Genomic DNA, 26,586 nt, shown 5'->3' with positions numbered 1-26,586 from the left:
GATCAAAAACAAGATCGCGGACACATAAATAGGTACGACAAGCACAAAGGGCTTGACATAAAAAATAATAAATACCCACTAGGAGGGGCGGATGCGACCGAAATGATTAAAAAAGAATCACTTCAGTAAAAACACTTATAGAAGAGCTCTTTTATTTAATTCCACTGTTAATCAGAGTACCCAAATAACCAAAAGTTCAATTAATACGCATCTAATTACTTAGAGTTAGTACTTAATGGTAAGGAATAGCATAGTATGAATTTTTAATAAGGCTTGTTTCTGCTATATATAGGTAACTAACAATATTGATATTAAGATCTTGCTCACGAAAACAAAAATATATACAGCGAACTTTAATGGGAAGGTCCCGTAATTAGCAGGCAAAAAAATACCCCAGCATGGCTGAGGTATTGAATAAATATAGAATAGGCTTAATCACAGGCTCAAAGCCAGATACACTAAACTATGAATTACTTTTCGGTCGCAGGTTTTTTCTTCTTCACTGCTTTCTTTTTCTCTTCTTCAACCCATTTGCCATCAATGTAATGAGCAGTCCAGCCAGTGGCTTTCTTTTCGACCTCGGTCATTACATATTGTTCTTTGGTCTTACGACTAAAGCGTACAATCGCTTTATTACCTGCAGGATCTTGCGCTGGTGCATCTGCTAAATAATAGAACTTCGATGAGATACGATCTCGGAAGCGAACTAACTCTTCAATCAGCGGAGCACGGGTCTCACGAGATTTAGGGAAAGTATTCGCCGCTAAGAAGATACCAGCAGCACCGTCACGTAGCACAAAGTAAGCATCTGACTTTTCACATTCCAATTCAGGAAGGAAAACAGGATCTTCTTTTGGCGGCGCAACTTCACCACTTTTCAGGATCTTACGAGTGTTTTTGCATTCTTCGTTAGTACAGCCCATATATTTGCCAAAACGGCCATTTTTAAGCTGCATATCAGACATACAACGATCACACTCAACCACTGGGCCATCATAGCCTTTTAGTTTGAATTCACCTTTTTCGACTTCGTAGCCTGTACATTCAGGGTTATTACCACAAACGTGCAATTTACGTGTTTCGTCAATCAGGTAGCTATCCATTGCAGTACTGCATTTAGGACAACGACGTTTTGCCATCAGCGCTTCAGTTTCAGCGTCTTCATTGAGCAAATCAATCGCTTCTTCGCCTGATACAAGGTTAATGGTTTTCTTACAACGCTCTTTCGGTGGTAAGTTATAACCAGCACAACCAAGGAATACGCCTGTCGTCGCTGTACGGATACCCATCTCACGTTGGCATGTTGGACATTCGATGTCCGTAATAACCATTTCGTTCGAGCGCATACCGCCTTCAGCTACTTCAGCACCAGCCGTTACCAACTGCTTCTTAAAGTCACCGAAGAATTCGTTAAGTACATCAATCCAGTTCAGCTTGCCTTCAGCAACGCCATCTAATTGAGACTCCATGCTCGCAGTGAAATCGAAGTTCATTAGCTCTTCAAAACTTTCGGTAAGACGTTCAGTAACAATCTCACCCATTTTTTCAGCAAAGAAACGACGGTTTTCTACTTTCACATAACCACGATCTTGAATTGTCGAGATAATAGAAGCATACGTCGATGGACGACCGATGCCACGTTTCTCTAATTCTTTTACTAACGACGCTTCATTAAAACGCGCAGGCGGCTTAGTGAAGTGTTGTAGTGGATCAACAGTAATCAGGTCAAGCGCTTCACCCACTTCAAGCACAGGTAAATTACTTTCGTCTTCAGACTTCTTGCTCATTGGTGGTAACGCTTTAGTCCAACCAGGGAAACGCATAGTACGTCCCTTCGCGGTAAGCTGATACTCGCCAGCAGCAATCGTCAATTTCGTTGAATCGTATTGTGCAGGCACCATTTGACAAGCAACAAACTGACGCCAAATTAATTCATATAATTTCTTCGCGTCATCATCCATGCCTTGTAAGTCACCAGACATAACATTGACATCAGAAGGTCGGATCGCTTCATGGGCTTCTTGCGCGCCTTTTTTAGAACCATATAAATTTGGTTCTTCTGGTAAGTAATCTTTACCGTATTTTTTTTCAATGAAGCCACGTGCACTTTCTACTGCGTCTTTACTCAAGTTTGTTGAGTCAGTACGCATATAGGTAATGTAACCACCTTCATATAAACGCTGAGCAAGTCCCATCGTACGTTTAACACCATAACTGTGACGCGTACTTGCGGCCTGCTGTAATGTAGACGTAATAAAGGGTGCTTTAGGTTTACTGCTTGTCGCTCTGTCATCACGTTTTAATAACGAGTAACTTGCGTTTTGTAAGTCAGTAACCGCTTTCGTCGCTTGCGCTTCATTAACGGGTTTAAATGCTTCACCGGCATATTTAACCGTTTCAACACGTAATGGTTCACCCAATGAAGTCACTAAATCTGTATGGACATCCCAGAATTCTTCAGGAATGAAAGCTTTAATATCTTTTTCTTTGTCTACAATCAAACGCACTGCTACCGACTGAACACGTCCAGCAGATAAACCACGTGCGATTTTTTGCCAAAGCAATGGCGACACCATATAACCAACAACACGATCGAGAAAACGACGTGCTTGCTGTGCATTTACACAAGCAATGTTCAGTTCAGATGGCTGTTTAAATGCTTCTTGGATCGCTGTTTTTGTAATTTCGTTAAACGTAACGCGCTGGAAACGTGAATCATCACCACCAATAATTTCCCGCAGGTGCCATGCAATAGCTTCCCCCTCGCGGTCTAAATCGGTTGCGAGATAAACAATATCTGCTTTTTCAGCAAGTTGTTGTAGCTCAGCAACGACTTTTTCTTTACCAGGTAAAATCTGATAGGTTGCTGCCCAGTCATTTTCTGGGTCTATTCCCATACGAGAATATAGCGCTTTTTTATCACGTTTTTGTTTAAATGCAGCTTTAGCTTCTGGCGTCATGCCTTTAGTTTGTTGAGCAAGTGTCGGAGCACCGGCTCGTTTTTTGGCTGCACCACCACTTGTCGGTAAATCACGTACGTGACCCACACTTGATTTAACAATGTAGTCTTTACCGAGATATTTATTAATGGTCTTCGCTTTTGCTGGCGATTCCACAATTACCAGAGATCTTCCCATACAGACGGATTCTTTTAATTTATGAATAATATGAAATTGATGAACACAATTGATAATTTATCGCTTAAGGATAGTCAAAAAGCATCATCTTAAATTTGTACTCTATTTATATATATACATTGAATATACTTATAGTAGTCAATAATTTTTTAATTATTTTTTTTATGTCTAGATTTCATACAAAAATATCACGCAAGCGTATCAATAATTATACAAAATAAAAGTTCACAAAAAAGATAGTTATCAAACAAATAAACTACACACTATCAAAATATGTAGTTTATATTTCAATGTATTATTTACAACATTCGTAACTTATAAACTAAAGTTGCGGGTACTTACTTTGCTGTAAAAACTTATTTAAGCTTGTCGAAATTGCCATTGATGCCGCTTGCGCTAACTTTTCAGCTAGTTTTTTACGCACTACATATTTAACGGTGTATATTGTTTTCGACTTATTCGCTTTTAATAAATAGTCATCACTCGTTTGCAATGTATCAACTAGCCCACGTTCGTGTGCATGTGTACCAAACCAATGTTCACCAGTCGCTATTTTTTCGATATCCATATCAGGTCGGTGAGCACTCACAAAATCTTTAAATAATACGTGAGTCTCTTCAAGTTCTTGCTGGAACTTTTCACGCCCTGCTTCGTCATTTTCACCAAACATCGTTAACGTACGCTTAAATTCACCCGCAGTCAGTTGTTCAACGTCAATATTGTTCTTTTTCAATAGGCGGTTGAAGTTCGGGATCTGCGCAACAACACCGATAGAACCGACGATAGCAAATGGAGCCGCAATTATGTGGTCCGCAATACACGCCATCATATAACCACCACTCGCAGCCACTTTATCGACCGCGATTGTTAGCTTAATATTAGCTTGTTTTAAACGTTCTAGCTGAGAACTAGCCAGCCCGTAACCATGTACAACACCGCCGCCACTTTCTAAACGCACCAATACTTCATCATGCTCGTTAGCAACAAACAAGATAGCTGTGATCTCTTCACGCAGTGATGCAACTTCTTTCGCATCAATACCAGCGGTAAAATCAAGCACAAACAAACGTGGCTCAACTTCTTCTTTCGCTGCATCTGCATCATTGGCTTTATCTTTATGGGCCTTTTTAAATGCTTTTAATTCTTCTTTATGTTTTTTCTTTTCTGCTTTGTGCTGCTCTTTTTCTAAAATTTTAGCTTCATCTTCAGACACAAGATGTAACTGAAGTTCATCTTCAACGTCTTTAAATTGCTCCGATAAATTGGTGATCTCTAAACGTCCATTACTCTTCTTTTGCTTAGACGTAAGACTGATAATACTGACCACTACAAATAATAATGCCAAAACGAATGTTAGCGTTTTCGCTAAAAAAATACCGTATTCATTTAAAAATTCCAAATTCTAATCCTCGGTCGGTTATATCTATTTTTGCTCTTTATAGCATTTACAGCATCGCATCTACAAGCTTTGCAGGTTACAATATTGCGAGATATGTCGATATGGAACCCAAAAATGGATTATCAAGCAGAAAAAACTTTATTAGAAAATAAAACAATTTTAGTTACAGGTGCGGGTGACGGTATTGGTCGTCAAGCTGCTTTAACCTATGCAGCACATGGCGCTACCGTGATTTTACTCGGTAAAACAGTGGCTAAACTTGAAGCTGTTTATGACGAAATTGAAGCACTTGGCGCGCCTACGCCTGCGATTATTCCGCTTGATATGAAAGGGGCCACCGTTGAAAATTATAAAGACATGGCAGATACCATCGACGCGCAATTCGGTAAACTAGATGGTTTATTGAACAATGCAGGACAATTAGGTGTGTTAGGTCCATTTCATCAAATCGATGAAAAAAGTTATGACGAAGTAATGCAAGTAAATGTTAAAGCACAATTATTTATGACAAGTGCACTTTTACCTGTACTTAAAAAAGCAGATAAAGCCTCTATTATTTTCACATCATCAAGTGTTGGTGTAAAAGGCCGCGCTTATTGGGCTGAATATGCAATTTCTAAATTTGCAACAGAAGGCATGATGCAAACACTTGCTGATGAATTCGAAAATACTAACGTGCGCGCTAACTGTATTAACCCTGGTGCAACACGTACTGGTATGCGTGCAAAAGCATTCCCTGGTGAAAACGCTGAAACACTTGTAACAGCTGAAGATATTATGCCGCTTTACCTTTATTTAATGGGTAACGACAGCGTAGCTGAAACAGGTAAGACATTCAAAGCACAACCAAACAGATAATCTATTGACTTGATTTCTCAGGCCCCAAATAATAATTTCTTATTTGGGGCCTTTTATCCTACTCACTCCTCGTTATCCCCACTTTTATTCTACGACCTTATCTATCTTCATCATAAAATAACGCGATCATATAAAACGCTTGCTATCATAAATATTTACTGCAATAACTAATCATTACTTAGTTATAAGTTCCCTTTGTTAATAAGGATATTAACCAGTGAAATTGAATTGTGATATGGGCGAAAGCTTTGGCCAGTGGCGACTTGGTATGGATGAATCTGTCATGCCATACGTTGATATGGCCAACATAGCTTGTGGTTTTCATGCTTCCGATCCACTTATTATGCAGCACACTGTCGCTCTCGCAAAACAATATAACGTCGAAGTCGGTGCACACCCCGGATATCCAGATCTAGTTGGTTTTGGTCGCCGTTCTATAAAGTGTACTCCCAGCGAAATCGAAGCACTTATTCTTTATCAAATAGGTGCGCTCGCCGCGTTTTGTCGCCAACAACATATACCTCTCAGTTATGTCAAACCTCACGGTGCGCTCTATAACGATATGATGAAAAATGAAGATATACTGGTTGCCATTCTAAAAGGGATTGCTGCTTTTGATACAGGGTTACCCCTTATGTTAATGGCCCAAGCAGATAATAGCCGTAACGAATTACTCGCTGCACAGTTTAATGTCCCTCTACTTTTTGAAGCCTTTGCAGACCGCTGCTATACCGATGACGGTTTATTACAAGATAGACAGCAGTCAGGCGCAGTATTCACCGATCACGCTCACATTATTAGCCAAGCGCTACAACTTGCGCAACAAGGTAGTGTTACAAGTAATAACGGTAACGTCATCACGTTAAATGCAGACACACTGTGTGTTCATGGTGATAATCCACATTCTATTAAAGCCATCGAAAAAATAAAGTCTGCACTGTCAAAAAATAAGAGGTGAAGTATGCAATATCAGCTCGATATCATTGGCTATGATGCCATTCTGATTCGCTTTACAGGTGCTGATAACACTCAGCTATTACCTATTATTTACGCTTTAAACCTGCGACTTAAAAACGCCGCGGATTTAAGCGCCGTAATCATTGATATTATTCCTTCATATCAAACATTACTGGTGACGTTTAATATACTTAACATTGACGCCTGTCAGATAGCAAAGATAATTGACGCTCATGTTAAGCAACAATTAAAACAGTCAGCACAAAACGTCATGAGCCCGCCTTCGTCCCCCTTATCGACAAAATATAACCATGCTCATTCAATGGCATCCCGTTTGCGCAACATTCCGGTTTGCTATCATGAAAGTCTGGCACCTGATCTTGAATCTTTATCCCAACATGCAGCAATGAGTATCGATGAAATTATCCAAATTCATTCTTCTACTATATATAGTTGTTACGCCATTGGCTTTATGCCCAATTTTGCTTATTTAGGCGATGTCGATAAACGGATACAAATACCTCGACATAGTAGCCCAAGGGCACAAGTTCCTGCAGGTAGTGTTGGTATTGCTGATAATCAAACTGCTATTTATCCTAAAACTAGCCCAGGTGGTTGGCAAATAATAGGTCAGAGCCCCGCTCTACTTGATACTTTATCGGTTGGTTGCCAAGTTAAGTTTCAACCTATCTCGCTTGATGACTTTAATGATTACAACCTAGAGGCTAATGCGTAATGACCACGACTCCAGCATTTGACGTTATCAAACCGGGAATTCACAGTTTAATTCAAGATCTTGGCCGTTTTGGCTATCAACATTTAGGTATCACACCCGGTGGTCCAGCAGATCTTCAGGCTTATTTATGGGCAAATAAGTTACTTGGTAATAGCAGTAACATGGCAAGTATTGAAATACATTATGGATTAATGACATTACAGGTATTAGCAGATACCAGTATTGCTATTTGTGGTGCCGAATTTGGCGTGAATATTAATGATAAACCTGCTTTTAATTGGCAAACACATCATGTGAAGAAAGGCGATATAATTCAGTATAACGGGGCTAAAACAGGTAAATGTGGATATTTAGCTGTTTTAGGTGGCTTTCAAACAGAGAAACACCTCAATAGCCGTAGTACCGTTGTCCGAGATAAGCTTAGTGAAGCTACAAGCACTCCCTTATATGTAGGCCAGTACTTACCTATCACGACGAGATGCACCAATGACCCTACAGCAGAATCACCAACATGTATTCGGGTTCCACGACATTATATTCCAAATTACTCAGCGCCATTAACCTTAGCCTTAATGCCTTGCTACCAATGGCAGATGCTCACATCAGAGCAGCAACAGCAACTACTCACCAATACATATCAAATAAGTACCCAAGCAAATCGCATGGGTTATCGATTAACCGGTGACAGAATTACCAATTTACCTACGTCCTTAACCTCTGAAGGTATTGCTTTGGGTAGCGTACAATTGCCAGCAGATGGACAGCCTATTATCTTACTTCAGGACAGGCAAACGATCGGAGGTTACCCGAAAGCAGGTGTGATTTCAGCGCTCGATTGCAGCAAATTATCACAACGTCAGCAAGGCTCCAACATTAGTTTTAAACTCGAAAGCCCTATTGTTTCACGTTATAAAATGCACGCATTTAAGCAATTTTTCGACTTTTAGTGAGGGTGAAATGCATTTTTATATGAGAATATTTTTATAAATGAACACAAAACACCCAATCACTTCAGTGACGAGTATCACGTTTTTAAGCATGAATTTAAATAATTAAATTATGTTATGAACATTTAACAAAATATCATATCCCTCAAAAAACGAGTCTTTCGAATTTACAAATATGTATTTTTATAAAAAAAAATCTATCTAAGAGCCCAGTCTGTACTAGAATTTAGCTTAAATTCTCTTAAAACTATAGAATGTTTGTTTTTTGTTAACCTGGTGTCACAAAGTATGGTCTAAACAGATAAAATTGGGTTATTTTGCTGTATCATAAGTATTGCATTATTTATTTTAGCTGATTAAATACACCCACTTGAATTTACGGATTCAATTTCATGGCCATAGAATGCCCTGAAGTAAAACAAGCGACTAATGACTTATAAAAAGGAACACAACATGTCTATTACAAAAACAATTGCAAAATCACTTGCTGTAGCAAGTTTAACAGTAGCTGCGGCGGCACCAAGTATCGCAACAGCAAAAGCAAGTGACTTTATTACAATCGGTACTGGTGGTGTTACAGGTGTTTACTATCCTGCCGGTGGTGCAATTTGTAAATTTGTAAACCGCAACCGTAAAGAGCACAACATCCGCTGTTCAGTAGAAAGTACTGGTGGTTCAGCTTATAACATCAACACAATGCGTGCTGGTGAACTTGATTTCGGTGTAGCACAATCTGATCAACAGTTTTATGCTTACAAAGGTTTAAACCAATACAAAAATCAAGGTGCTTACACTGACCTACGCGCAGTATTCTCACTTCACGCTGAAGCACTAACAATTGTTGCTCGTAAAGATTCAGGCATTAAAGACTTTAAAGATCTTAAAGGTAAACGTGTAAACGTAGGTAACCCAGGTTCAGGCCAACGCAGCACAATGGACGTTGTAATGAAAGCTTACAACTGGGATAACAGCGCGTTCTCACTAACATCAGAACTTAAAGCTAACGAACAATCTCAAGCACTTTGTGATAACAAAATCGACGCATTCGTATTCTTCGCTGGTTTCCCAAATGGTTCAATCAAAGAAGCAACAACAACGTGTGACGCTGTACTTGTAACGGTAAACGATTCAACTGTTGAAAAACTAATTGAAGAAAACCCGTACTACAGCCAAGTTGTTATCCCTGGTGGCACTTACACTGGTACGCCGAAAGACACAGTAACATTTGGTGCACGTGCAACAATCGTTACACCAAAATCTATGTCTAACGAAATCGTATATGAAGTAACTAAATCTGTATTCGAAAACTTCAATACGTTCAAACGTCTACACCCATCATTTGCATCGCTAACAAAAGAAGACATGGCGACAGCAGCACTTAGCGCACCAGTTCACCCTGGCGCAGCTAAATACTACAAAGAAGTTGGTCTAAAATAAAACGGCCTTAACTAAAATAATAAAGGGGACAGCGTCCCCTTTATTATTTATCGCAGATTATTGCACCCAGCTTTATAATCATAATTTAATTTTTACAACTCTTACTCAGTTACTGACTATTCTTACACTACGGACTAGTTAAGCTAATAAGCAGTACAGCCTTTCTTATATTAAGAGTTCTGTAATTATTAATTATTCTACTAACGAATAACCGAGCCACTTCTTGTGATAAAAATATCGCAGAATGATGGAGGACAAATGTCTAAAACAGAAAATCAAACCACTAGCATGGATGCTGAACTGCAGGAAATGCTTGCACAATCAGATACTGGTGCGCGCGATCCTAAAGGTATTGCTAAAAAGATATTGTTAATAGTGCCATTTATTTGGGCATTATTTCAATTATGGTATGCCTCTCCTCTGCCGTTCATTTTAAATTTTGGTATTATTAACGATACTGAAGCTCGCTCAGTTCACTTAGCCTTTGCTATTTTCTTAGCATTCACTGCATACCCTGCAATGAAATCGTCACCGCGTGACCATGTACCCTTGGCCGATTGGGTATTTGCATTAGCAGGCGCGTTCTGTGCTGGCTATCTTTTCTTATTTTATAATGAATTGGCAGATCGTGCTGGCGCACCAACTATCTTTGATACTGCCGTTGCAACAACTGGTATGTTATTACTGCTTGAAGCAACCCGCCGTTCATTAGGTCCACCACTGATGATTGTGGCAGCGGTATTTTTAACTTATACCTTTGCCGGCCCATACATGCCCGACATCATTGCCCATAAAGGTGCAAGTTTAAACAAAACGATGTCTCACCAATGGTTAACAACCGAAGGTGTATTTGGTGTGGCAGTTGGTGTATCAACGTCATTCGTATTCTTATTTGTACTATTCGGTTCACTGCTTGATAAAGCGGGCGCTGGTAACTATTTCATTAAAGTTGCATTCTCACTACTTGGCCACATGCGTGGCGGCCCTGCAAAAGCAGCCGTGGTTGCATCCGGTTTAAGTGGTTTAGTATCAGGTTCTTCAATTGCAAACGTTGTAACAACAGGTACATTTACCATTCCATTGATGAAGCGTGTTGGCTTCCCAGCAACGAAAGCGGGTGCAGTCGAAGTTGCGGCATCAACCAATGGTCAGCTAACGCCACCAATTATGGGTGCAGCTGCATTCTTGATGGTTGAATATGTTGGTATTCCTTATATCGAAGTAATTAAAGCGGCCATTTTACCTGCGCTTATTTCTTACGTAGCATTGATCTACATCGTGCATTTAGAAGCATGTAAAGCGGGTATGGAAGGTTTACCACGTCGTCACAAGCCGACGCTAGCGCAGAGCTTATTCTCGTTTATGTCTGTAGTGGTGCTCATCATCGTACTTAGTTTTGCTGTTTATTATGGTATTGGCTGGACGAAAGATGTCTTTGGTGATTCAGCTACTTGGATTGTCGGTATTGCGACTGTCGCGATTTACATCGCCTTAGTGAGATACTCAACAAAATTCCCTGAACTTGAAATTGATGATCCAGACAGCGAGCTACTTGAGTTGCCAGCTCCGGGTCCAACAGCAAAAGCAGGTTTATACTTCTTACTACCAATTGTTGTATTAGTATGGTGTTTAACAGTTGAACGTTTCTCTCCTGGTCTATCAGCATTCTGGGCAACCGTATTCATGATCTTCATTGTGATCACGCAACGTCCATTACAAGCTTACTTCAAACAAAGCCAACCAATATCACGCGCTATTAAAACTGGTTTTGTTGAATTGTTTGACGGTATGGTAACTGGTTCTCGTAACATGATCGGTATCGGTGTCGCGACAGCTGCTGCAGGTATTGTTGTTGGTACAGTGACGCTGACAGGTATCGGTCTAGTAATGACTGAGTTTGTTGAGTATATCTCTGGCGGTAACATCATGCTGATGCTGGGCTTTACTGCGCTTATTAGTTTGATCTTAGGTATGGGTTTACCGACAACAGCAAACTACATCGTTGTATCTACGCTAATGGCACCTGTTATTGTTGAATTAGGTGCTCAAAATGGCTTAATCGTACCCTTAATCGCTGTGCATTTATTTGTATTCTACTTTGGTATTCTGGCCGATGATACTCCGCCAGTTGGTCTTGCCGCTTTCGCTGCAGCCGCCATTGCAAAAGCAGATCCAATTAAAACAGGTATCCAAGGTTTCATGTACGATATTCGTACCGCGATCTTACCTTTCATGTTCATCTTTAATACGCAATTATTATTGATTGGTGTGGACTCGGTTGGTCACCTGTTACTGACAATATTCTCGGCGACAACCGCGATGTTAGTCTTCTCGGCTGCAACCCAAGGTTACTGGTTAACGAAATCAAAATGGTATGAAACGATCGGATTATTATTAATCACGTTTACCCTATTCCGCCCAGGCTTTTGGTGGGACATGGTATACCCACCAATTGAAGAAGTAAGCCCACAACACATTGAGCAAATACTTGCAGACTTACCTGTTGGCACAGATGTTCGATTACGTGTCGAAGGTGAAACTCTCGATGGTGCGTTCCAAACTAAGATTGTACAGCTACCTTTTGCTGAAGATGCGATCACAGGTGCAGAACGATTATTAAGTACTGGTTTAGAGTTACGTACTGAAGGTGATAAAACGATTGTTGATATGGTTGGATTTGATTCTCCTGCTGAAAAGTCAGGTATTGATTTTGACTGGGGTATCCTGATGGTCGAACGTCCACTAGACCGCCCAGCGAAAGAGTTCCTATTCATTCCAGCATTACTACTGCTTGCCGGTATTGCACTTGGTCAGCGTCGCCGTATTGCTAACAATAAGTAATCTTCATAGGTAACGAAGCATATATGCGGTGTACTTAGGTGCATCGCATATATACCCAAACCACTTTAAATAAGTAATTCATTATGTATAAAATTATCTTACTACCTGTTGATTTAAACGAAGAAGGCTTTAGCCATATTGCTGCTGAGCATGCCTGTGCACTAGCAAAAATGTCTGGTGCTACTATTCATTTATTGAATGTATTGCCAACTTCTCAACTACCTATGGTATCAGCGCACTTCCCTACCTCTGTTTTACAAGAGATCCGTAAATCAGCACATGCATCATTAAAAGACTTCGCCGAAAAACACATTGATGATGGTATCGCGACACAGATACATATGATGGAAGGAAAGCCGTCAAAAGAGATTATTAAAGCCGCTAATAAATACAATGCTGATTTAATTGTCATGCCAAGTCACAAACGCGCTAAATTGGAACTTGCCGTTATCGGTTCCGTTGCAGCAAAAGTCGTAAGTTCGGCTTCAATAAACGTTATGGTAGTTAAACCACAATAAAGATATTTATGGGTGGTGTTATTCACTGCCCTTAATGAATAAATCGATATGTTTATCCCCCATTATTTTCGCTTTATCCTTTCTAATTCTTTTACTTCCCTCATTTTTTAGTTATTATTGCGATCCAATTCTTTGCTATTTCACTGAAGATGAAAAAGGATATTCATGTCAGTTTCCGTACTAATCTGTGATGACTCAAACCTAGCCCGTAAACAAATGGCCAAAACACTTCCACCCTATTGGGATGTGGACGTTAGTTTTGCATCTAATGGCGCAGAAGGTCTTGATGTAATCAAAGCGGGTAAAGGTAGCATTGTGTTTCTCGATCTTAATATGCCTGTAATGGATGGTTATCAAGTTTTAGAAGCAATTCAAAAAGAACAATTAAATGCCCTTGTGATTGTCGTTTCAGGAGATATTCAAGCTGAAGCCCTGCAACGCGTTACAGCACTAGGTGCACTTGCATTTATCAAAAAGCCTGTTACCTCTCAGCAAATTGAAACCATTCTAATTAATTATGGTATTGTCGAAAAAGACGAGTTTGCACAGGCTGAAGCGCTATTCATTTCTCAGCAAGCCGCTGAAAAAAGAGAGCAAGAGTTAATAAAATCAATTCCGGATACGCTACCAACATTAGGCAACGAACTCGAACTACCACCTGAGTTTCGTGATGCGCTACAGGAAGTCGCCAATGTCGCGATGGGCCAAGCAGCAGACTTGCTCGCACGTTTACTTGATGTGTTTGTATTATTACCAGTACCAAACGTCAATGTCTTTGAAGCCAGCGAACTAACGATGGCATTATCGGCCGCATCCGAGCAAGCATCTATTTCCACTGTGTGCCAAGGCTTTATTTGTTCTGGTATTTCAGGTGAAGCACTATTGTTATTCCATGACTCAAGTTTTGATGACATGGCTAAGCTCATGGGTATTGAAGATCAGAACTCAAACTTCCAAGAGAAAGAGATTCTCATGGATACTGCCAATATCCTTATCGGTGCATTTTTACAAGGCTTTAGCCAACAACTGAATGTGAGCTTTAGTCAGGGTCACCCTTCTGTTCTTGGCCAACACAGCACAGTACAAGAGATGATTAATGCGAATAACTTCCGTAAACAAAAAACGGTTGCTATTGAGATCAATTATCAAATCGAACACCACAATGTGCAGTGCGATCTACTATTACTCTTTACTGAAAAATCGTTACCAAGTTTACTTAACAGTCTTTCTTACCTCATCGATTAACTGGTTGTCTTTTGATGATTTATTTAAATACAAATAACAATACAGTTACAAGGAATTGTTAACATGGATAATCAACATTCATTGAATGAGTTTCACTGGATCATGGATATGGTGCAAACCATTGATGCTGGTCTCGTGGTCCTAGACAGAAACTTCCAAGTTCAACTTTGGAATGGCTTTATGAGTAATCATAGTGGGTTGAGTCCAAGGTCTATACAAGACTCAAACCTGTTTACGCATTTTCCAGAGTTACCTGAAGCATGGTTACGCAGTAAAATTGAGTCCGTATTTTTATTAAAGAATAATGCGTTTACCAGTTGGGAACAGCGGCCGTATATTTTTCGCTTTAATAATTATCGTCCCGTAACAGGTATTTCTGAATTTATGTTTCAAAACATGACCATTATACCGCTGGCATCGCTGACAGGTGAAGTCACACACGTCAGCCTGATCATTTATGATGTAACCGATATTGCGATTAACCGTTTACAACTTGATAAAGCAAATGAAAAACTGGCTCGTCTAAGCCAGACAGATGCCCTAACACAACTGAATAACCGTCATCGTTGGAATGATCTTATTGGTCATGAATTTAAACGTGTGAAACGTTATGATCAGACTTCAACATTGATGATGCTCGATATTGACCATTTTAAAAATGTGAATGATACCTATGGTCATGTCGCTGGTGATAAAGTGATTGCGGCAGTATCTAAAGTAATGAGAGATAACGTCAGAGAAACTGATTTTTCAGCACGGTACGGTGGTGAAGAGTTTGCGATCTGTTTAACGAATACTTCAGCAAGCAACTCTGTGATATTAGCGGAGCGTCTACGTAAAGCGATTGAGGAAACATCGATAATAGATGATGGTAACACCATTAAAGTCACTATATCGATTGGTATGGCAGAGTTTACTGCGTCAACCGGCTGTGTTGATACTTGGACTAAGAATGCCGACTGTGCACTATATAAAAGTAAAGAAAGTGGACGAAACCAATTTTCTATATTTACCTCATAGCAGAAACAAAAAAGGTATAGCAACGCTATACCTTTTTTATATTTATCATTCTAACATTTAAGCTAAAACTTATTCTGCAGTCGCTTGCTGTTGTTCAGCACTTGATTCTTCCTGAATCTTCTCTTCTGACTGTGTAGCCTCTGCTTCTAATGCCATTTTTTCACGTTCAGCTTTAGAAATGTAACGTGGCTTATTAGAATTTGGCGCTAATTTAGCATTCGCTTTTTTAGCTTTTTTCTTTAATGTTGTAACAACTTTTTTCTTTCTATTCATTATCTTACTACTTTTCTTCAGGTCGATGCTTAATTTGTAAACCAGCAAGGAAGTTACGTAACACTTGATCTTTACATTCACGGAAATGTTTGTGATCAGGCTTACGGAAAAATGCACTTAGCTCGTGTTTGCCTAGACGGAATCCAGCAATTTCTAGTAGTTCAAGAACATCTTCATTCTTAAGGTCTAACGCAATTTTTAACTTACGTAAAATGATGTTGTTATTGATCGCGTGCTCAGGTTCAGGTTGTGGACCTTCTTTTTTACCGCGATTTGCATTAATTAGACCATTTAAAAAAGTAGCCATCTGCGTATCATTACAACGCACATATGCTGGATCATCATCTTTTTTTAACCAATCGCTGATTTCGCCACGTGTAACATTTGCTTCAGCGTGTTTAAACAAGGCAATCATCTTGTCGTCACTGAAGTTAAAAGTGTAGCGAATACGACGTAAAATATCATTATTGGTCATTAATTGGTCCTAATAAGGCTAGCGTGATGTCATTATGACTCACAATATAAGTTTATGGCGCGCAGTATAGCAGATAACCGAGAGGTAATAATAGGCAAGTTACTCTTCGATACTAATTGCATCACTCTGCCGTAATAATCACAAAGCAGAATGACACCAAAACATCACGACGTTACGTCTAAGAATCCAGTAACCATTGTTTTATTTTTCGATAGACATCAGGATGGTATAATAAATCCATGTGGTTCATATCACGTCCAATCCACTGATGCTGTTCTGGAAATTCAAGATGCAATAAATCATCGTTATGACGGCCTAATGCACTGTCTACATTCACTAAACCATCACCAATTAAGCCATCACCAACGACCGTCGATTCTTTGCTTTTAACCGCTGCAACTGTATAACAATGTACACCGTTTGGTAACGCTAATGTGCCGCGGTTGTCGATTTCATAGCGGAAGCGATCTTTGCCTTGCCAATCTTCGTCAATGATCGAGCCATAACGCAAATCAGTAATACCCGCACTGCGTATTTGTCCTAACTTAGCAAACGGTAAACTATAAGGGTTTGAACCAAGTAATACATCAATCAAGTTCCCCCCTTTTTCAAGTGCCGCACCATGATGTGGGGTACCTAAAAATACCATCTTATTTACTCTGTCTAACCAAGAATGTCCTGCTTCAGCACCATAATGGAAAGCACTACGAGAGACTAAACCACCCATGCTGTGGGCAAGTATCGACAATGATAGAGGTTGAGGTGATAGCGTCACTAAGTATTCTAATAATGCCGCAAAATCGCGTCCGTTTTCAGAAATATGGCGACCGGTATTATAATGTAAATAGATTGGTTCATAACCAAGATCACGTGCTAATTCAACACCGTGATCATGTTCATCTACCTGCCATTGTAAATCGTTCATACATAGGCCATGCACCATTAATAAAATTTTACCGTCTGACTGTTCAATCAAATGACGTAATGCAACATCAGATAACGGTTTACCATCTCGACGTAATTGCATGATAACAGCAAGCGGATTTTCGCGTTCAAGCAAGTAATCACCTAGTACACCATTAAGCATAGAGATCGCTACTTCGCGTTTTAGTGATGATTCATGTTGCCCAAATGCACTGCTTAATTGGCTTAACGAAAAATCGACTTTATCACCGACGAATGCGGTCATACTTCGAATATTACGATAAACAAAACCAGTCACTCCTTTGGTTCTTGGTTTTACTTCTTGCTTATTAAGCCCTAAGTGTAAAATAGTATAATGAAGCGCTTCAACGATATCAGTTAAACCCGTAACTGCGTCTACAGTGAGTTGATTTATACCGCGTATATCATTTGCGCGTTCTGAGTGGGATGCTTTAACTTCCAACTTTTTTGATTTTCTGCGCGTGTTAAACATACGGCACCCTTTCTATTTAGCGTTAGCAACAAATTAAGATTCTAGTTCTGTTTTAACGCTAAATATTTGAATGCACAATCTAGGTTTTGTTCGCGCTCGCCTGACGTTGTAACAATAGCGTCGCCATTGATGACAATAGAATACCGGGAATCACTTGCATACTAATAGTTTGTCCATTCACCAAAAGCGATAACAAAGCAACAACAGCAGGGTTCATGTAAATATATGCCATCACACGTGTAGGCCCTAATGCAACTGTCGTTTTTTGATACAGATATACAGTCATCAATGTAGCACCTATAACAAGATACGCCATATAAAATACAGATTCACCTTTAATCAAGTGCCACTCTAGCGGTAATCCAGATAGCAATAACGCAAGTCCCATCCAAATACAGCCACCGAGTAACGTACTAAACACCATCACGATTAATTCATCACCACGGTATAAACGTTTCATCGAAATGGAGTAACAGCACATAGAGACACTGCCAGCAATGAATAATAGATCACCATTGTTAAGTGAAAAACTCAATAATTGCGATAAATCACCATTAAAGATAACCCAGCAAGTGCCTAACGCACCCAGTAAGTAAATCATCAATTGCTGCATTTTAATTTTATCTTTAAATACAACAACACATAATAAAGCGGTAATAAAAGGAACCAGTGTATATAGCGTGCCTGTATTTAAGGCCGTGGTTATTTTTAATGATTCAAACTGAAAAATAAAAAATACTGAATAAAATAAACTAATCACCATCGAACGAGGCAATGTTCGTAATACCTTATTTCGCCATTTCTTCGTCACCAAAATAAAAGGCAGCAATAGACAGACCGCACCAGTAAATCGCAATAACGTAAGAGAAATTGGATTAACAAGCCCTGCAAGATGCGATGAAGCCAAGAATGAGCCCGCAACTAACGTAGTTGCAAGCATCACAAGAAAATGAAATTTTATATTGGATTGTGCCAAGCCTAGACCTTACTTTATAATGATAGAGCGGTATTTTTGGCAAGGTTAGCATGCAAACAACACTTGTAAAGGCTTTCTATTTAAAATTACTTTTTGTTTGATTAAAAATAATGTCTCTTCCCTATTATGAAGAAGACAATAACCAATCCGATGTTTCTTGCCATACTGACTCAGCCATTGAACGTTTGAAAAAACCAAAATGATCAATAGACTTCATACCAACTTGTTTCGGTTCAACGACAACCATATCTGATGGGGCATTTTTGAAATGACGTTGCAGTGCTTTAACACAACTCGGAGGTGAAAATCGATTATCATCAGCCATCGCATAAAACCGCATATTCCCCGTATATTGATGGTAACCGTCATGTAACTCGTTACCCTGTTCATCAGTATAGAATGGTTTACGACCAAAGCGACTCCAATCTCTGATCACATTCTTTGGTAAATACTCTGACCCTAATACCCACTTAGGTAATCCTTTGTTCAAACCATAAAACAAAGGTAGAACACAGAAAAAGAACACAACAGATAACGGCTGATCTTTCAGAACCCAATTTTTCCAATGGATTTGTTGTGCAGCGATATTTAAAAAAGACTCATAGCGATTATTATCGGGCGTCATACCAAGTAATTGACCACCAATAGAATGGCCAACACCTGACATCTTTAAGGTCGGATATTGTGCTTTAGCCCACGTTAATACCGCGTCCATATCCAGTTGACCCCAATGTACCATACTCGCAGGTTTTGCATTATCACTCGCTTTCTTGCTATCGCCAATGCCCCTAAAATCATACGTGACAAGTGTAAACCCTTGTGCACATAAGAACTCAGCGTAGGGTTTATAGTACTTACGCAATACCCCTGTCGCACCATTAATAATAATCACACGACCATTACACTTCGTCGGTATAAATTCGCTAGCCGCTAACTGGTAACCATCAGTAGTCTTAATCTCGACGGTATTCATCATGATATAAATCCCTTTACTGCAATATTCTTATTAGATACATATTATTAAAGCAAACCCTGTTCAATTTGGCATTGGCTGTAATGACAACGCAATTATCAGACTTTTTTGACCTAGATTAGAGAATAGCGCTAACACAATACGAACATCTTCTTATCTTCAATCATTTCCCTTATTATGCGCTAATCAAATACGGTTATTTAGATCTATTCATACACGACCTATAAAATAAACCTATTAGGAAGATATAATGCTCACGGATATCGAAATTTCAAATCAAGCAAGTCCTCAACCTATCTCAGATATCGCCAATGAATTAGGTATTCTTACAACTGAGTTAACATCGTTCGGTAACGCGAAAGCAAAAGTAGACCTAGCCTTACTTAAGCGCCTAACCGCAAAAGAAGAAGGTAAATTAATCATTGTAACGGCTGTGACGCCAACACCACACGGTGAAGGTAAAACAGTAACCACCATTGGTTTAACACAAGGACTTGCACATATCGGCAAAAAATCCTGTGCCTGTATTCGTCAACCAAGTATGGGACCTGTTTTTGGTGTAAAAGGTGGCGCTGCCGGTGGTGGCCATGCGCAAGTTATTCCAATGCAAGAAATGAACTTACACTTAACGGGTGATATTCACGCAGTTAGTAGTGCGCATAACCTTGCTGCTGCAGCTCTAGATGCACGCCTGTATCATGAAACACGATTAGGTGAAGCTGAATTTACACGTCAATCAGAGCAAGCAGCCCTCAATATTGACCCTGCGCAGCTTCTTTGGCGTCGAGTCATTGATCATAATGAACGTAGTCTACGCAGTATTACCGTTGGCTTAGGGCCAATAAATGGACCAGTGCACGATTCAGGTTTTGATATTACTGCCGCATCAGAATTGATGGCTATCTTAGCGTTAAGTCAGGATTTAGCCGATATGCGTAAACGTATTGGTCGCTTAGTGCTGGCGCTAGATATGTCTTCACAACCAATTACAGCAGAAGATCTTGGGGTTGCAGGTGCAATGACGGCCATTATGGTTGAAGCCATCAAGCCAACGTTAATGCAAACTCTTAATGGTCAGCCTTGCCTTATTCATGCAGGACCATTTGCGAATATCGCCCATGGTAACTCCTCGATAATCGCTGACAAGATCGCACTTAAGCTAGCGGACTTTGTTGTCACTGAAGCGGGTTTTGGTTCTGACATGGGCTTTGAAAAGTTCTGTAATATTAAAGTCAGAGAATCTGGTAAACAGCCAGATGCAGCTGTACTTGTTGTCACGTTAAAAGCACTTAAAGCGAACAGTGGTATCGCGAGTGATGCTGATATAAACCAACCAGATATGCAAAGACTGCAAGCAGGATTTGCAAACTTAAATTGGCATATCAATAATGTTGTCAAATATGGCGTGCCAGTGGTCGTTGCTATCAACCACTTCCCTACTGATACACAACAAGAGTTAGATTGGTTACAACAAGCCGTCGCTAACACGGCTGCATTTGGTTGTGAAATCAGTCAATCATTTGCACATGGTGCGAGTGGTGCAGAAAAACTTGCAAAGACAGTTGCACAGGCGACAGAACAAACAAGTCACTTTAAGTTTTTATATGATGTAAATACACCCATTATCAGTAAATTACTCACGCTAGCGGAGAGTGGTTACGGTGCAAATAGCGTCAAGCTAACACCGCTGGCCACTGAACAAATGCAGCAATTCGATGCCCTTGGGTTTTCTCATTTACCCGTGTGTATTGCAAAGACGCCAATGTCGATTAGTCATGACCCTAGCATTAAAGGTGTACCTGACAATTTTGAACTGCCAATCACTGAGTTAAGGCTAAATGCAGGTGCTGGTTTTATTACAGCACTTGTTGGCAAGGTAATGACAATGCCCGGACTCAATATTAAACCAAACTACCGTAATATCGATATTGATAATACGGGTAACATTATTGGCTTAGATTAATACAAACTGCTTATCCCTGCTACTTTAGCTATTTCTAGTGATAACAAGTAACAGGGATAAGCCCCCTAAGTTATAACTGAGCATAAACAGCCTGACATTTCAATCTGGTTTCACTTATCACAGCAGTGTACAATGCGCGGCCGGAATGATTTTATTGGAATGATTTATGTTTGTCGGTTTTGATTACGGTACTTCTAACTGCGCGGTTGGCTATGTTAACAATACTAACCCTGAGCTTGTCTCTCTTGACCAGAACAGTTCTTATCTCGCCTCTACGCTATATGCCTCACATCGTAATATGATCCCGAACTGGGTTGCACGCAATTTACCAGATTCAGTAGCAAAACCAAATTATCTACAATTACGTCGCGGTCCAATCCAAGCTGGCCGTAACTTGATAAATGATGGCTATGAAGACCAGTTATTTTTTGGCCAAGAAGCGCTGGATACTTACCTAGAAGATCCAGAGGAAGGCTATTACATCAAGTCACCAAAATCATTTTTAGGCGCAACAAGTTTAAGCTCTTCACAACTCGGTCTTATGGAAGATGTTGTAACGGCAATGATTTGTAACATTAAAAATAAAGCCGAAGCACAGTTAGATAAGCAAATTACACAAGTTGTAATGGGTAAGCCAGTTAACTTCCAAGGGCTTAAAGGCGAAGAAAGTAATCAACAAGCATTATCATTATTAACGACAGCAGCGCAACGCGCAGGCTTCAAAGATATTGAGTTTTTATATGAGCCACTTGCAGCAGGTTTTGATTATGAGCAAAGCTTAACGGCAGAAAAAACAGTGCTTGTTGTCGATATCGGTGGTGGTACAACGGATTGCTCATTACTTAAAATGGGGCCTGAAAATTACGGCCTTAGCGATCGTTTTCAGCATGTTTTAGGTTACTCAGGTGAGCGTATTGGTGGTAATGACTTCGATATTCATTTCGCTCAAAAATCATTAATGCCACTTTTTGGTCTCGGCTCTCACCTAGAAAGTGGTCTGCCGATGCCAGTAACCCCGTTTTGGGAAGCGGTTGCCATTAATGATATTGGCTGTCAGACTAACTTTTATAGTCAACGTAGCTTGATTGGCTTAAAAGACCTACACAAGAACGCAGAACAGAAAGAATTGATTGCCCGTTTACTCAATGTTCAGCAACAGAAACAAACGTATCAAGTGGTTAACCTTGCAGAACAAATGAAAAAACAACTGTCACAAGATGCCACTGCGATTGCCGATCTTAGTTTTGTTGAAAATGGATTAAGTTTACAACTAGCACGTCAAGCACTTGAAACAGCGAATGCGCCACAACTCGCTAAAATAAAAGCATTGATGGATGAAACTATTACGCAGGCTCAAACTAAGCCGGATGTTATTTTTGTGACAGGTGGTACTGCGAAATCACCGATTATCTTCCAATATATCCAACAGCATTATCCACATTGTGAAATTATTATTGGTGATCATTTCGGCAGTGTAACGAAAGGTCTAACACGTTGGGCTGAAAAGATTTTTGCTTAATGAATAGCCGTTGTTATAAGTAAAAATAACAGATAAAAAAAGGGCTGTGTCATACAGCCCTTTTTTATTGATATTAAAATGTACAATCTAGCTTAGAATGTAAAGCTTAAACTCGCAGATGCGCCAACTTGGTTATCACTACCATAAGAACCTGCAATATCAAGGTTCAGCGTACCGAATGGACTAATGCCAATACCCGCAGTTAAAGAATCTTCCATAGTACCTTGGATATCATGCTCATAACCCGCGCGTAATTGCGCCCAGTGCCAAGCGTTAAACTCAACACCAACACGTGCAAACTGGGTATTATCTTCTAATTCAACGTAACGTGTTTGTTCTGTTAAATCAACATCAACGCCAAACGTGAAATATTCCGCGGCATAAGCAAGACCCAACGTCGCTTGTGGATTTAGTTCATAGGTCATATTTGTTGTTGTCGATTGTATTTCTTGTGCTAAAACATCTTTAACTACTAATGCTGTGCGGAAGTTATTTTTCATCCAAACAGCACCTAAATCGAAGTTAAACGCAGTTACTTCAGCGTCAGCATCTTCTAACTCCACATCAAAATCATCGACATTTGTAATATCTGAATACGTTTGTAATATTTGATATTTTGGTGTCACACCAAATGAGAACGATTCACCATAAATTGTATACTGTTTAGCTAAAGCAACGCCAAATTCAGAATAACCAAAACCAGTTATGATGACATCCGTATTTCTATATCGTTGCTCAACTTGACCGTAGCTGTTACCTTTATTCTCAGCAACATCTGTATTGGCAATAGCTTCAACATAACCACGGCCAAAAATGTTAACTGAAATCACTTTACTTGGGATCGCAACAGCGAAAGCAACACCAGCTGTAACGTTAACAGGCTTATCACCTTCAAGATCATCTAAATATTGATTCATCTGATCTAGATCCGCTTGCGATGAATTCAGATTCAAAGTATCCGCAGTATCTTGCAAATCAGTAATCGTTTCTAATGAGCTGTCAGCATCCTTTACGTTCGCGCCAATAGCAGGTAATAAAATACCTACATCGTCCGACTCATGAAACACTGCAACCAATGCTGGATTGTATAATGGTGCCGCTAAATAATCAGCTGTCGCCACGCCCACATTACCCATCGCATTAGAACGACCATCAGGTGCATAACTTGCGGCTGATGACGCTAAAGATGTAAACGCGAGTGCGAGACCAAGTGAAATTCCGTTTTTCGACATATGAACAACCATTACCTATCTAATTAAAAGTAGGTACATTGTAATCCGAGATCGCACTCGATGACACCAGTATTAATGCTTTAGTTCAAATTTTTATCAAAATATCACAAAGTAATTAATACGAAAGTATTACAGGCACTATTTTACGGCTTCTAATACTTGTGCCAAGCGCTCTACAGCTAAGGCCAAGTCTGAATCACAGGCATTAGTAAAGTTTAATCGAAACGCTGATTGCTTCCCTGCTGTTGATTGATAAAAAACAGAGCTAGGTACAACGGCAACCCCAACATTAAGCATTTGTTTAGCAAGGCTATCAACATCACAATCAGGCAGTTGAAGCCAAATAAACATCCCGCCTTCAACTTGCTCAAATTGGCAGTTATTCGGTAGTTTCTCAATTAACTGATTTGCTAAATACTGACAACGCTTACGATATAGCTCTCTAAGATTGTTTAGGTGGTTCGGAAAATCATCATGCTGTAACAGATCCAATAACACCGCTTGCATTGGCTGACTCGAATGTAAATCAGCACCTTGTTTCACTCGCTCTAACGCCGATACCCACGCTTTAGGCCCTGACACTAAACCAAGACGAATACCCGGTGTCGCAATTTTAGAATACGAACGTAATACAATAGAATGTTCAGGACAAAAACTTGATACTAACGGTAATTCAGTACCTGAAAAGCGGAGTTCTCGATAAGGTGCATCTTCAATAAGTGCCACATTATACTGCTGACATAACTGCGCTACTTTTTGACGCACTTCCAGTGACCAACATACGCCAGTCGGATTATGAAAATCAGGCACCGCATAAAACATTTTGATTGTTTTATTTGCAAAGCATTGCTCTAACTCTTGTAAATCAGGACCGTCTGCACGTTGCTGAATACTTTCAATACTCGCCTGCGCTAATCCAAATACCTGTAAAGCACCTAAATAGCTAGGAGCTTCCATTACCACCTTATCGCCAGCATCTAAGAATACACGGGCAATTAAGTCTAGCCCCTGTTGAGATCCCGTACAAACGAGCGCATCTTGCTCTTTAGGTAATTGATAACATTCACGGAAATAGTCTAATAAAGGACCATAACCTGCGGTGCTGCCGTATTGAAACAATTCAGCGCGTGAACTCAATCGCTGAATGCTCTGTTCCATTAAGGCTAATGGGAAATGATCACCGTCTGGTAATCCCCCTGCTAATGAGATGACATCTGCAGAGTTAGCGACACTCAAAATTTCTCTTATATAAGATGGTTTAATTGCTTGTAATGATTGCGCTAACTGCATAGTGTATCCCTCTGGGTTATTTCTTTTAAGTAGTGTAAGTATCTAGGTTCATACGTTATAACTAGTTTTTTAGTTAACCTGACTGTTTAAGTTAATAAAAAAGTGATTAATAAAAATATGCTATACAACAATACTACGGAGATAAACTTGACATAGCATGTCCATTTATGCGCTTATAGATGTCCATTTATGCTTTTTGTAAGTCCACTATGCCTATAACTACAGCGATGAGTCAGTCTTCGAGTCAACAAACATCTCGAATCAATGATGTACTTAATTTTATCCATCGTGATATCAGTGCTGAACTACCTGCTAAACAACTTGCAAAAATAGCAGCTTATTCTGAACAGCACTTCCATCGTGTGTTTAAACATGTCGTAGGGGAATCGGTACACCAATATATTCGTCGTAGCCGTTTAGAGTTTGCAGCCAATCAATTGATGTTTGATAGTAGTAGTTCCGTTGTTACCGTCGCGACTAAATCAGGGTTTGCATCGGTTTCTTCTTTTAGCCGCGCTTTCAAAGCCACCTTTGCAATGTCTCCGGGTGAATGGCGTAGTAAAGATTTAGCAACTACCACTCCGCCCTATTTACGCGATCCTGAAATTGCAGCCGCTTACTCACGTATACAAAACCGCGAACTGCCTCCTGTACAAATCATTGAATTACCACAAAGACATGTCGCTTATGTTCGTCATCAGGGTTATGGACGTTCAATTAGGCTTGCTTGGCAAACATTGGTCGCATGGGCAAATGTCGAAGGTCGTAGTTATCAACAGCAATTTGGGTTACATCATTCTAACCCTGCTTTTGTTGGCTTAGAGCAATGTCGCTATGTCGCTTGTTTAGAAATAGATAAGCCGTTATTACGTCGTGGCACAGTGAACAGTATGGTGATACCAGGTGGCTTACATGCTGTATTCAAGTTAACGGGGAAATACGGAGAGTTATTGCCATACTTAAGTAAGATCATTGAACAGTGGCTACCCTCATCAGGGTTTAAACTACAATCAACACCTGCATATGTGCATTACCGAAAGAATCATTTTTTAGATGATGATGAGCAATTTGAATTACAGTTTTGCTTACCTGTTTCAACATTCTTTTAGTATGGCGCTTTTCAGAAAAATAAAGCGTTAGAAAGCAAAAAGCCGGAACTTAAATTAATAAGTTCCGGCTTCTCTAAATAGATGGCGGAGGAGGAGAGATTTGAACTCTCGAGGAGCTATTAACCCCTGCTGGTTTTCAAGACCAGTGCATTCGGCCACTCTGCCACCCCTCCGCAGCAATGGAGCGAATAATAGGGTAAACACCGCTGTTTGTAAACACAGGTCACAGAATTAATTATAAATTCATTTCAAATAGTTAAATAA

The 26,586-nt window shown here is 39.8% G+C and carries 21 protein-coding genes and 1 tRNA gene; 12 read left to right on the top strand and 10 right to left on the bottom strand.

The genetic code is table 11. The annotated features are described in order from the left end of the window. Window positions 1-470: 470 nt before the first annotated feature. Both topA and sohB read right to left on the bottom strand, forming a co-directional pair. Window positions 471-3,137 carry a type I DNA topoisomerase gene (gene topA / locus HWV00_RS06545; protein WP_211685310.1) on the bottom strand — a complete coding sequence of 889 codons (2,667 nt, stop codon included), beginning with the start codon at window positions 3,135-3,137 and terminating at the stop codon, window positions 471-473. A gap of 322 nt (window positions 3,138-3,459) precedes the next feature. Next, the gene (gene sohB / locus HWV00_RS06540) at window positions 3,460-4,536 is read right to left on the bottom strand and encodes a protease SohB (protein WP_211685309.1); all 1,077 of its coding nucleotides are present in this window, start codon (window positions 4,534-4,536) and stop codon (window positions 3,460-3,462) included. Between the two features lie 114 nt (window positions 4,537-4,650). Here sohB and HWV00_RS06535 point away from each other — a divergent pair, with 114 nt between their 5' ends. From HWV00_RS06535 to HWV00_RS06495, 9 genes are all read left to right on the top strand, one after another. Further along, on the top strand, window positions 4,651-5,394 hold the full coding sequence (locus HWV00_RS06535) for a YciK family oxidoreductase (protein ID WP_211685308.1): 744 nt from the start codon (window positions 4,651-4,653) through the stop codon (window positions 5,392-5,394). Window positions 5,395-5,611: 217 nt separating this feature from the next. Then, window positions 5,612-6,352, top strand: a complete 741-nt coding sequence (locus HWV00_RS06530) for a 5-oxoprolinase subunit PxpA (protein ID WP_211685307.1) — start codon at window positions 5,612-5,614, stop codon at window positions 6,350-6,352. 3 nt (window positions 6,353-6,355) lie between these two features. Next, window positions 6,356-7,087 (top strand): allophanate hydrolase subunit 1, encoded by a 732-nt coding sequence (locus tag HWV00_RS06525; protein ID WP_211685306.1) that lies wholly within the window; start codon window positions 6,356-6,358, stop codon window positions 7,085-7,087. Next, window positions 7,087-8,034 carry a biotin-dependent carboxyltransferase family protein gene (locus tag HWV00_RS06520; RefSeq protein WP_211685305.1) on the top strand — a complete coding sequence of 316 codons (948 nt, stop codon included), beginning with the start codon at window positions 7,087-7,089 and terminating at the stop codon, window positions 8,032-8,034. Before HWV00_RS06525 ends, HWV00_RS06520 begins: the two co-directional genes overlap by 1 nt. A gap of 453 nt (window positions 8,035-8,487) precedes the next feature. Beyond that, window positions 8,488-9,471, top strand: coding sequence for a TAXI family TRAP transporter solute-binding subunit (locus HWV00_RS06515; protein ID WP_211685304.1), 984 nt, complete (start codon window positions 8,488-8,490; stop codon window positions 9,469-9,471). A 258-nt stretch (window positions 9,472-9,729) separates the two neighbouring features. Then, window positions 9,730-12,312: a TRAP transporter permease gene (locus HWV00_RS06510; protein WP_211685303.1), complete on the top strand. Its 2,583-nt coding sequence runs from the start codon at window positions 9,730-9,732 to the stop codon at window positions 12,310-12,312. An 83-nt stretch (window positions 12,313-12,395) separates the two neighbouring features. After that, window positions 12,396-12,830, top strand: coding sequence for a universal stress protein (locus HWV00_RS06505; protein WP_211685302.1), 435 nt, complete (start codon window positions 12,396-12,398; stop codon window positions 12,828-12,830). A gap of 165 nt (window positions 12,831-12,995) precedes the next feature. Next, window positions 12,996-14,075, top strand: coding sequence for a response regulator (locus HWV00_RS06500; RefSeq protein WP_211685301.1), 1,080 nt, complete (start codon window positions 12,996-12,998; stop codon window positions 14,073-14,075). A 63-nt stretch (window positions 14,076-14,138) separates the two neighbouring features. Then, entirely contained in the window at window positions 14,139-15,095 is a 957-nt protein-coding gene (locus HWV00_RS06495) for a GGDEF domain-containing protein (RefSeq protein WP_211685300.1), read from the top strand. 69 nt (window positions 15,096-15,164) lie between these two features. On the opposite strand, the gene HWV00_RS06490 is transcribed toward HWV00_RS06495, so the two are convergent. The 5 genes from HWV00_RS06490 to HWV00_RS06470 all read right to left on the bottom strand — a co-directional run bounded on the left by HWV00_RS06490 (window position 15,165) and on the right by HWV00_RS06470 (window position 19,212). Beyond that, window positions 15,165-15,368: a DUF2986 domain-containing protein gene (locus HWV00_RS06490; protein ID WP_211685299.1), complete on the bottom strand. Its 204-nt coding sequence runs from the start codon at window positions 15,366-15,368 to the stop codon at window positions 15,165-15,167. 7 nt (window positions 15,369-15,375) lie between these two features. After that, on the bottom strand, window positions 15,376-15,843 hold the full coding sequence (locus tag HWV00_RS06485; RefSeq protein ID WP_211685298.1) for a DUF1456 family protein: 468 nt from the start codon (window positions 15,841-15,843) through the stop codon (window positions 15,376-15,378). A gap of 178 nt (window positions 15,844-16,021) precedes the next feature. Further along, window positions 16,022-17,260, bottom strand: a complete 1,239-nt coding sequence (locus HWV00_RS06480; protein WP_211685297.1) for a triacylglycerol lipase — start codon at window positions 17,258-17,260, stop codon at window positions 16,022-16,024. Window positions 17,261-17,339: 79 nt separating this feature from the next. After that, the gene (locus HWV00_RS06475; RefSeq protein WP_211685296.1) at window positions 17,340-18,236 is read right to left on the bottom strand and encodes a DMT family transporter; all 897 of its coding nucleotides are present in this window, start codon (window positions 18,234-18,236) and stop codon (window positions 17,340-17,342) included. A 124-nt stretch (window positions 18,237-18,360) separates the two neighbouring features. Beyond that, on the bottom strand, window positions 18,361-19,212 hold the full coding sequence (locus tag HWV00_RS06470) for an alpha/beta fold hydrolase (RefSeq protein WP_211685295.1): 852 nt from the start codon (window positions 19,210-19,212) through the stop codon (window positions 18,361-18,363). Between the two features lie 247 nt (window positions 19,213-19,459). Here HWV00_RS06470 and HWV00_RS06465 point away from each other — a divergent pair, with 247 nt between their 5' ends. Together HWV00_RS06465 and yegD are read left to right on the top strand one after the other, a co-directional pair. Further along, window positions 19,460-21,172 (top strand): formate--tetrahydrofolate ligase, encoded by a 1,713-nt coding sequence (locus tag HWV00_RS06465; protein WP_211685294.1) that lies wholly within the window; start codon window positions 19,460-19,462, stop codon window positions 21,170-21,172. A 166-nt stretch (window positions 21,173-21,338) separates the two neighbouring features. After that, the gene (yegD, locus tag HWV00_RS06460; RefSeq protein WP_211685293.1) at window positions 21,339-22,691 is read left to right on the top strand and encodes a molecular chaperone; all 1,353 of its coding nucleotides are present in this window, start codon (window positions 21,339-21,341) and stop codon (window positions 22,689-22,691) included. A gap of 92 nt (window positions 22,692-22,783) precedes the next feature. Here yegD and HWV00_RS06455 read toward each other — a convergent pair whose 3' ends face one another. Then, the gene (locus HWV00_RS06455) at window positions 22,784-23,923 is read right to left on the bottom strand and encodes a conjugal transfer protein TraF (protein WP_211685292.1); all 1,140 of its coding nucleotides are present in this window, start codon (window positions 23,921-23,923) and stop codon (window positions 22,784-22,786) included. Between the two features lie 138 nt (window positions 23,924-24,061). Then, a complete protein-coding gene (locus HWV00_RS06450) occupies window positions 24,062-25,213 on the bottom strand; it encodes a PLP-dependent aminotransferase family protein (RefSeq protein WP_211685291.1) in 1,152 nt (383 codons plus the stop codon). A gap of 209 nt (window positions 25,214-25,422) precedes the next feature. On the opposite strand from HWV00_RS06450, the gene HWV00_RS06445 reads away from it, so the two are divergent. Continuing rightward, the gene (locus HWV00_RS06445) at window positions 25,423-26,322 is read left to right on the top strand and encodes a GyrI-like domain-containing protein (RefSeq protein WP_255554942.1); all 900 of its coding nucleotides are present in this window, start codon (window positions 25,423-25,425) and stop codon (window positions 26,320-26,322) included. An 82-nt stretch (window positions 26,323-26,404) separates the two neighbouring features. On the opposite strand, the gene HWV00_RS06440 is transcribed toward HWV00_RS06445, so the two are convergent. Beyond that, window positions 26,405-26,495: transfer RNA gene (locus HWV00_RS06440), tRNA-Ser, on the bottom strand. Window positions 26,496-26,586: the final 91 nt, after the last annotated feature.

Origin of the sequence: Moritella sp. 24, assembly GCF_018219155.1 — a bacterium.
Taxonomy (GTDB): domain Bacteria; phylum Pseudomonadota; class Gammaproteobacteria; order Enterobacterales; family Moritellaceae; genus Moritella.
The sequence above is the reverse complement of the archived record's forward strand: the minus strand, read 5'-3'. Positions and strand labels throughout refer to the sequence as shown.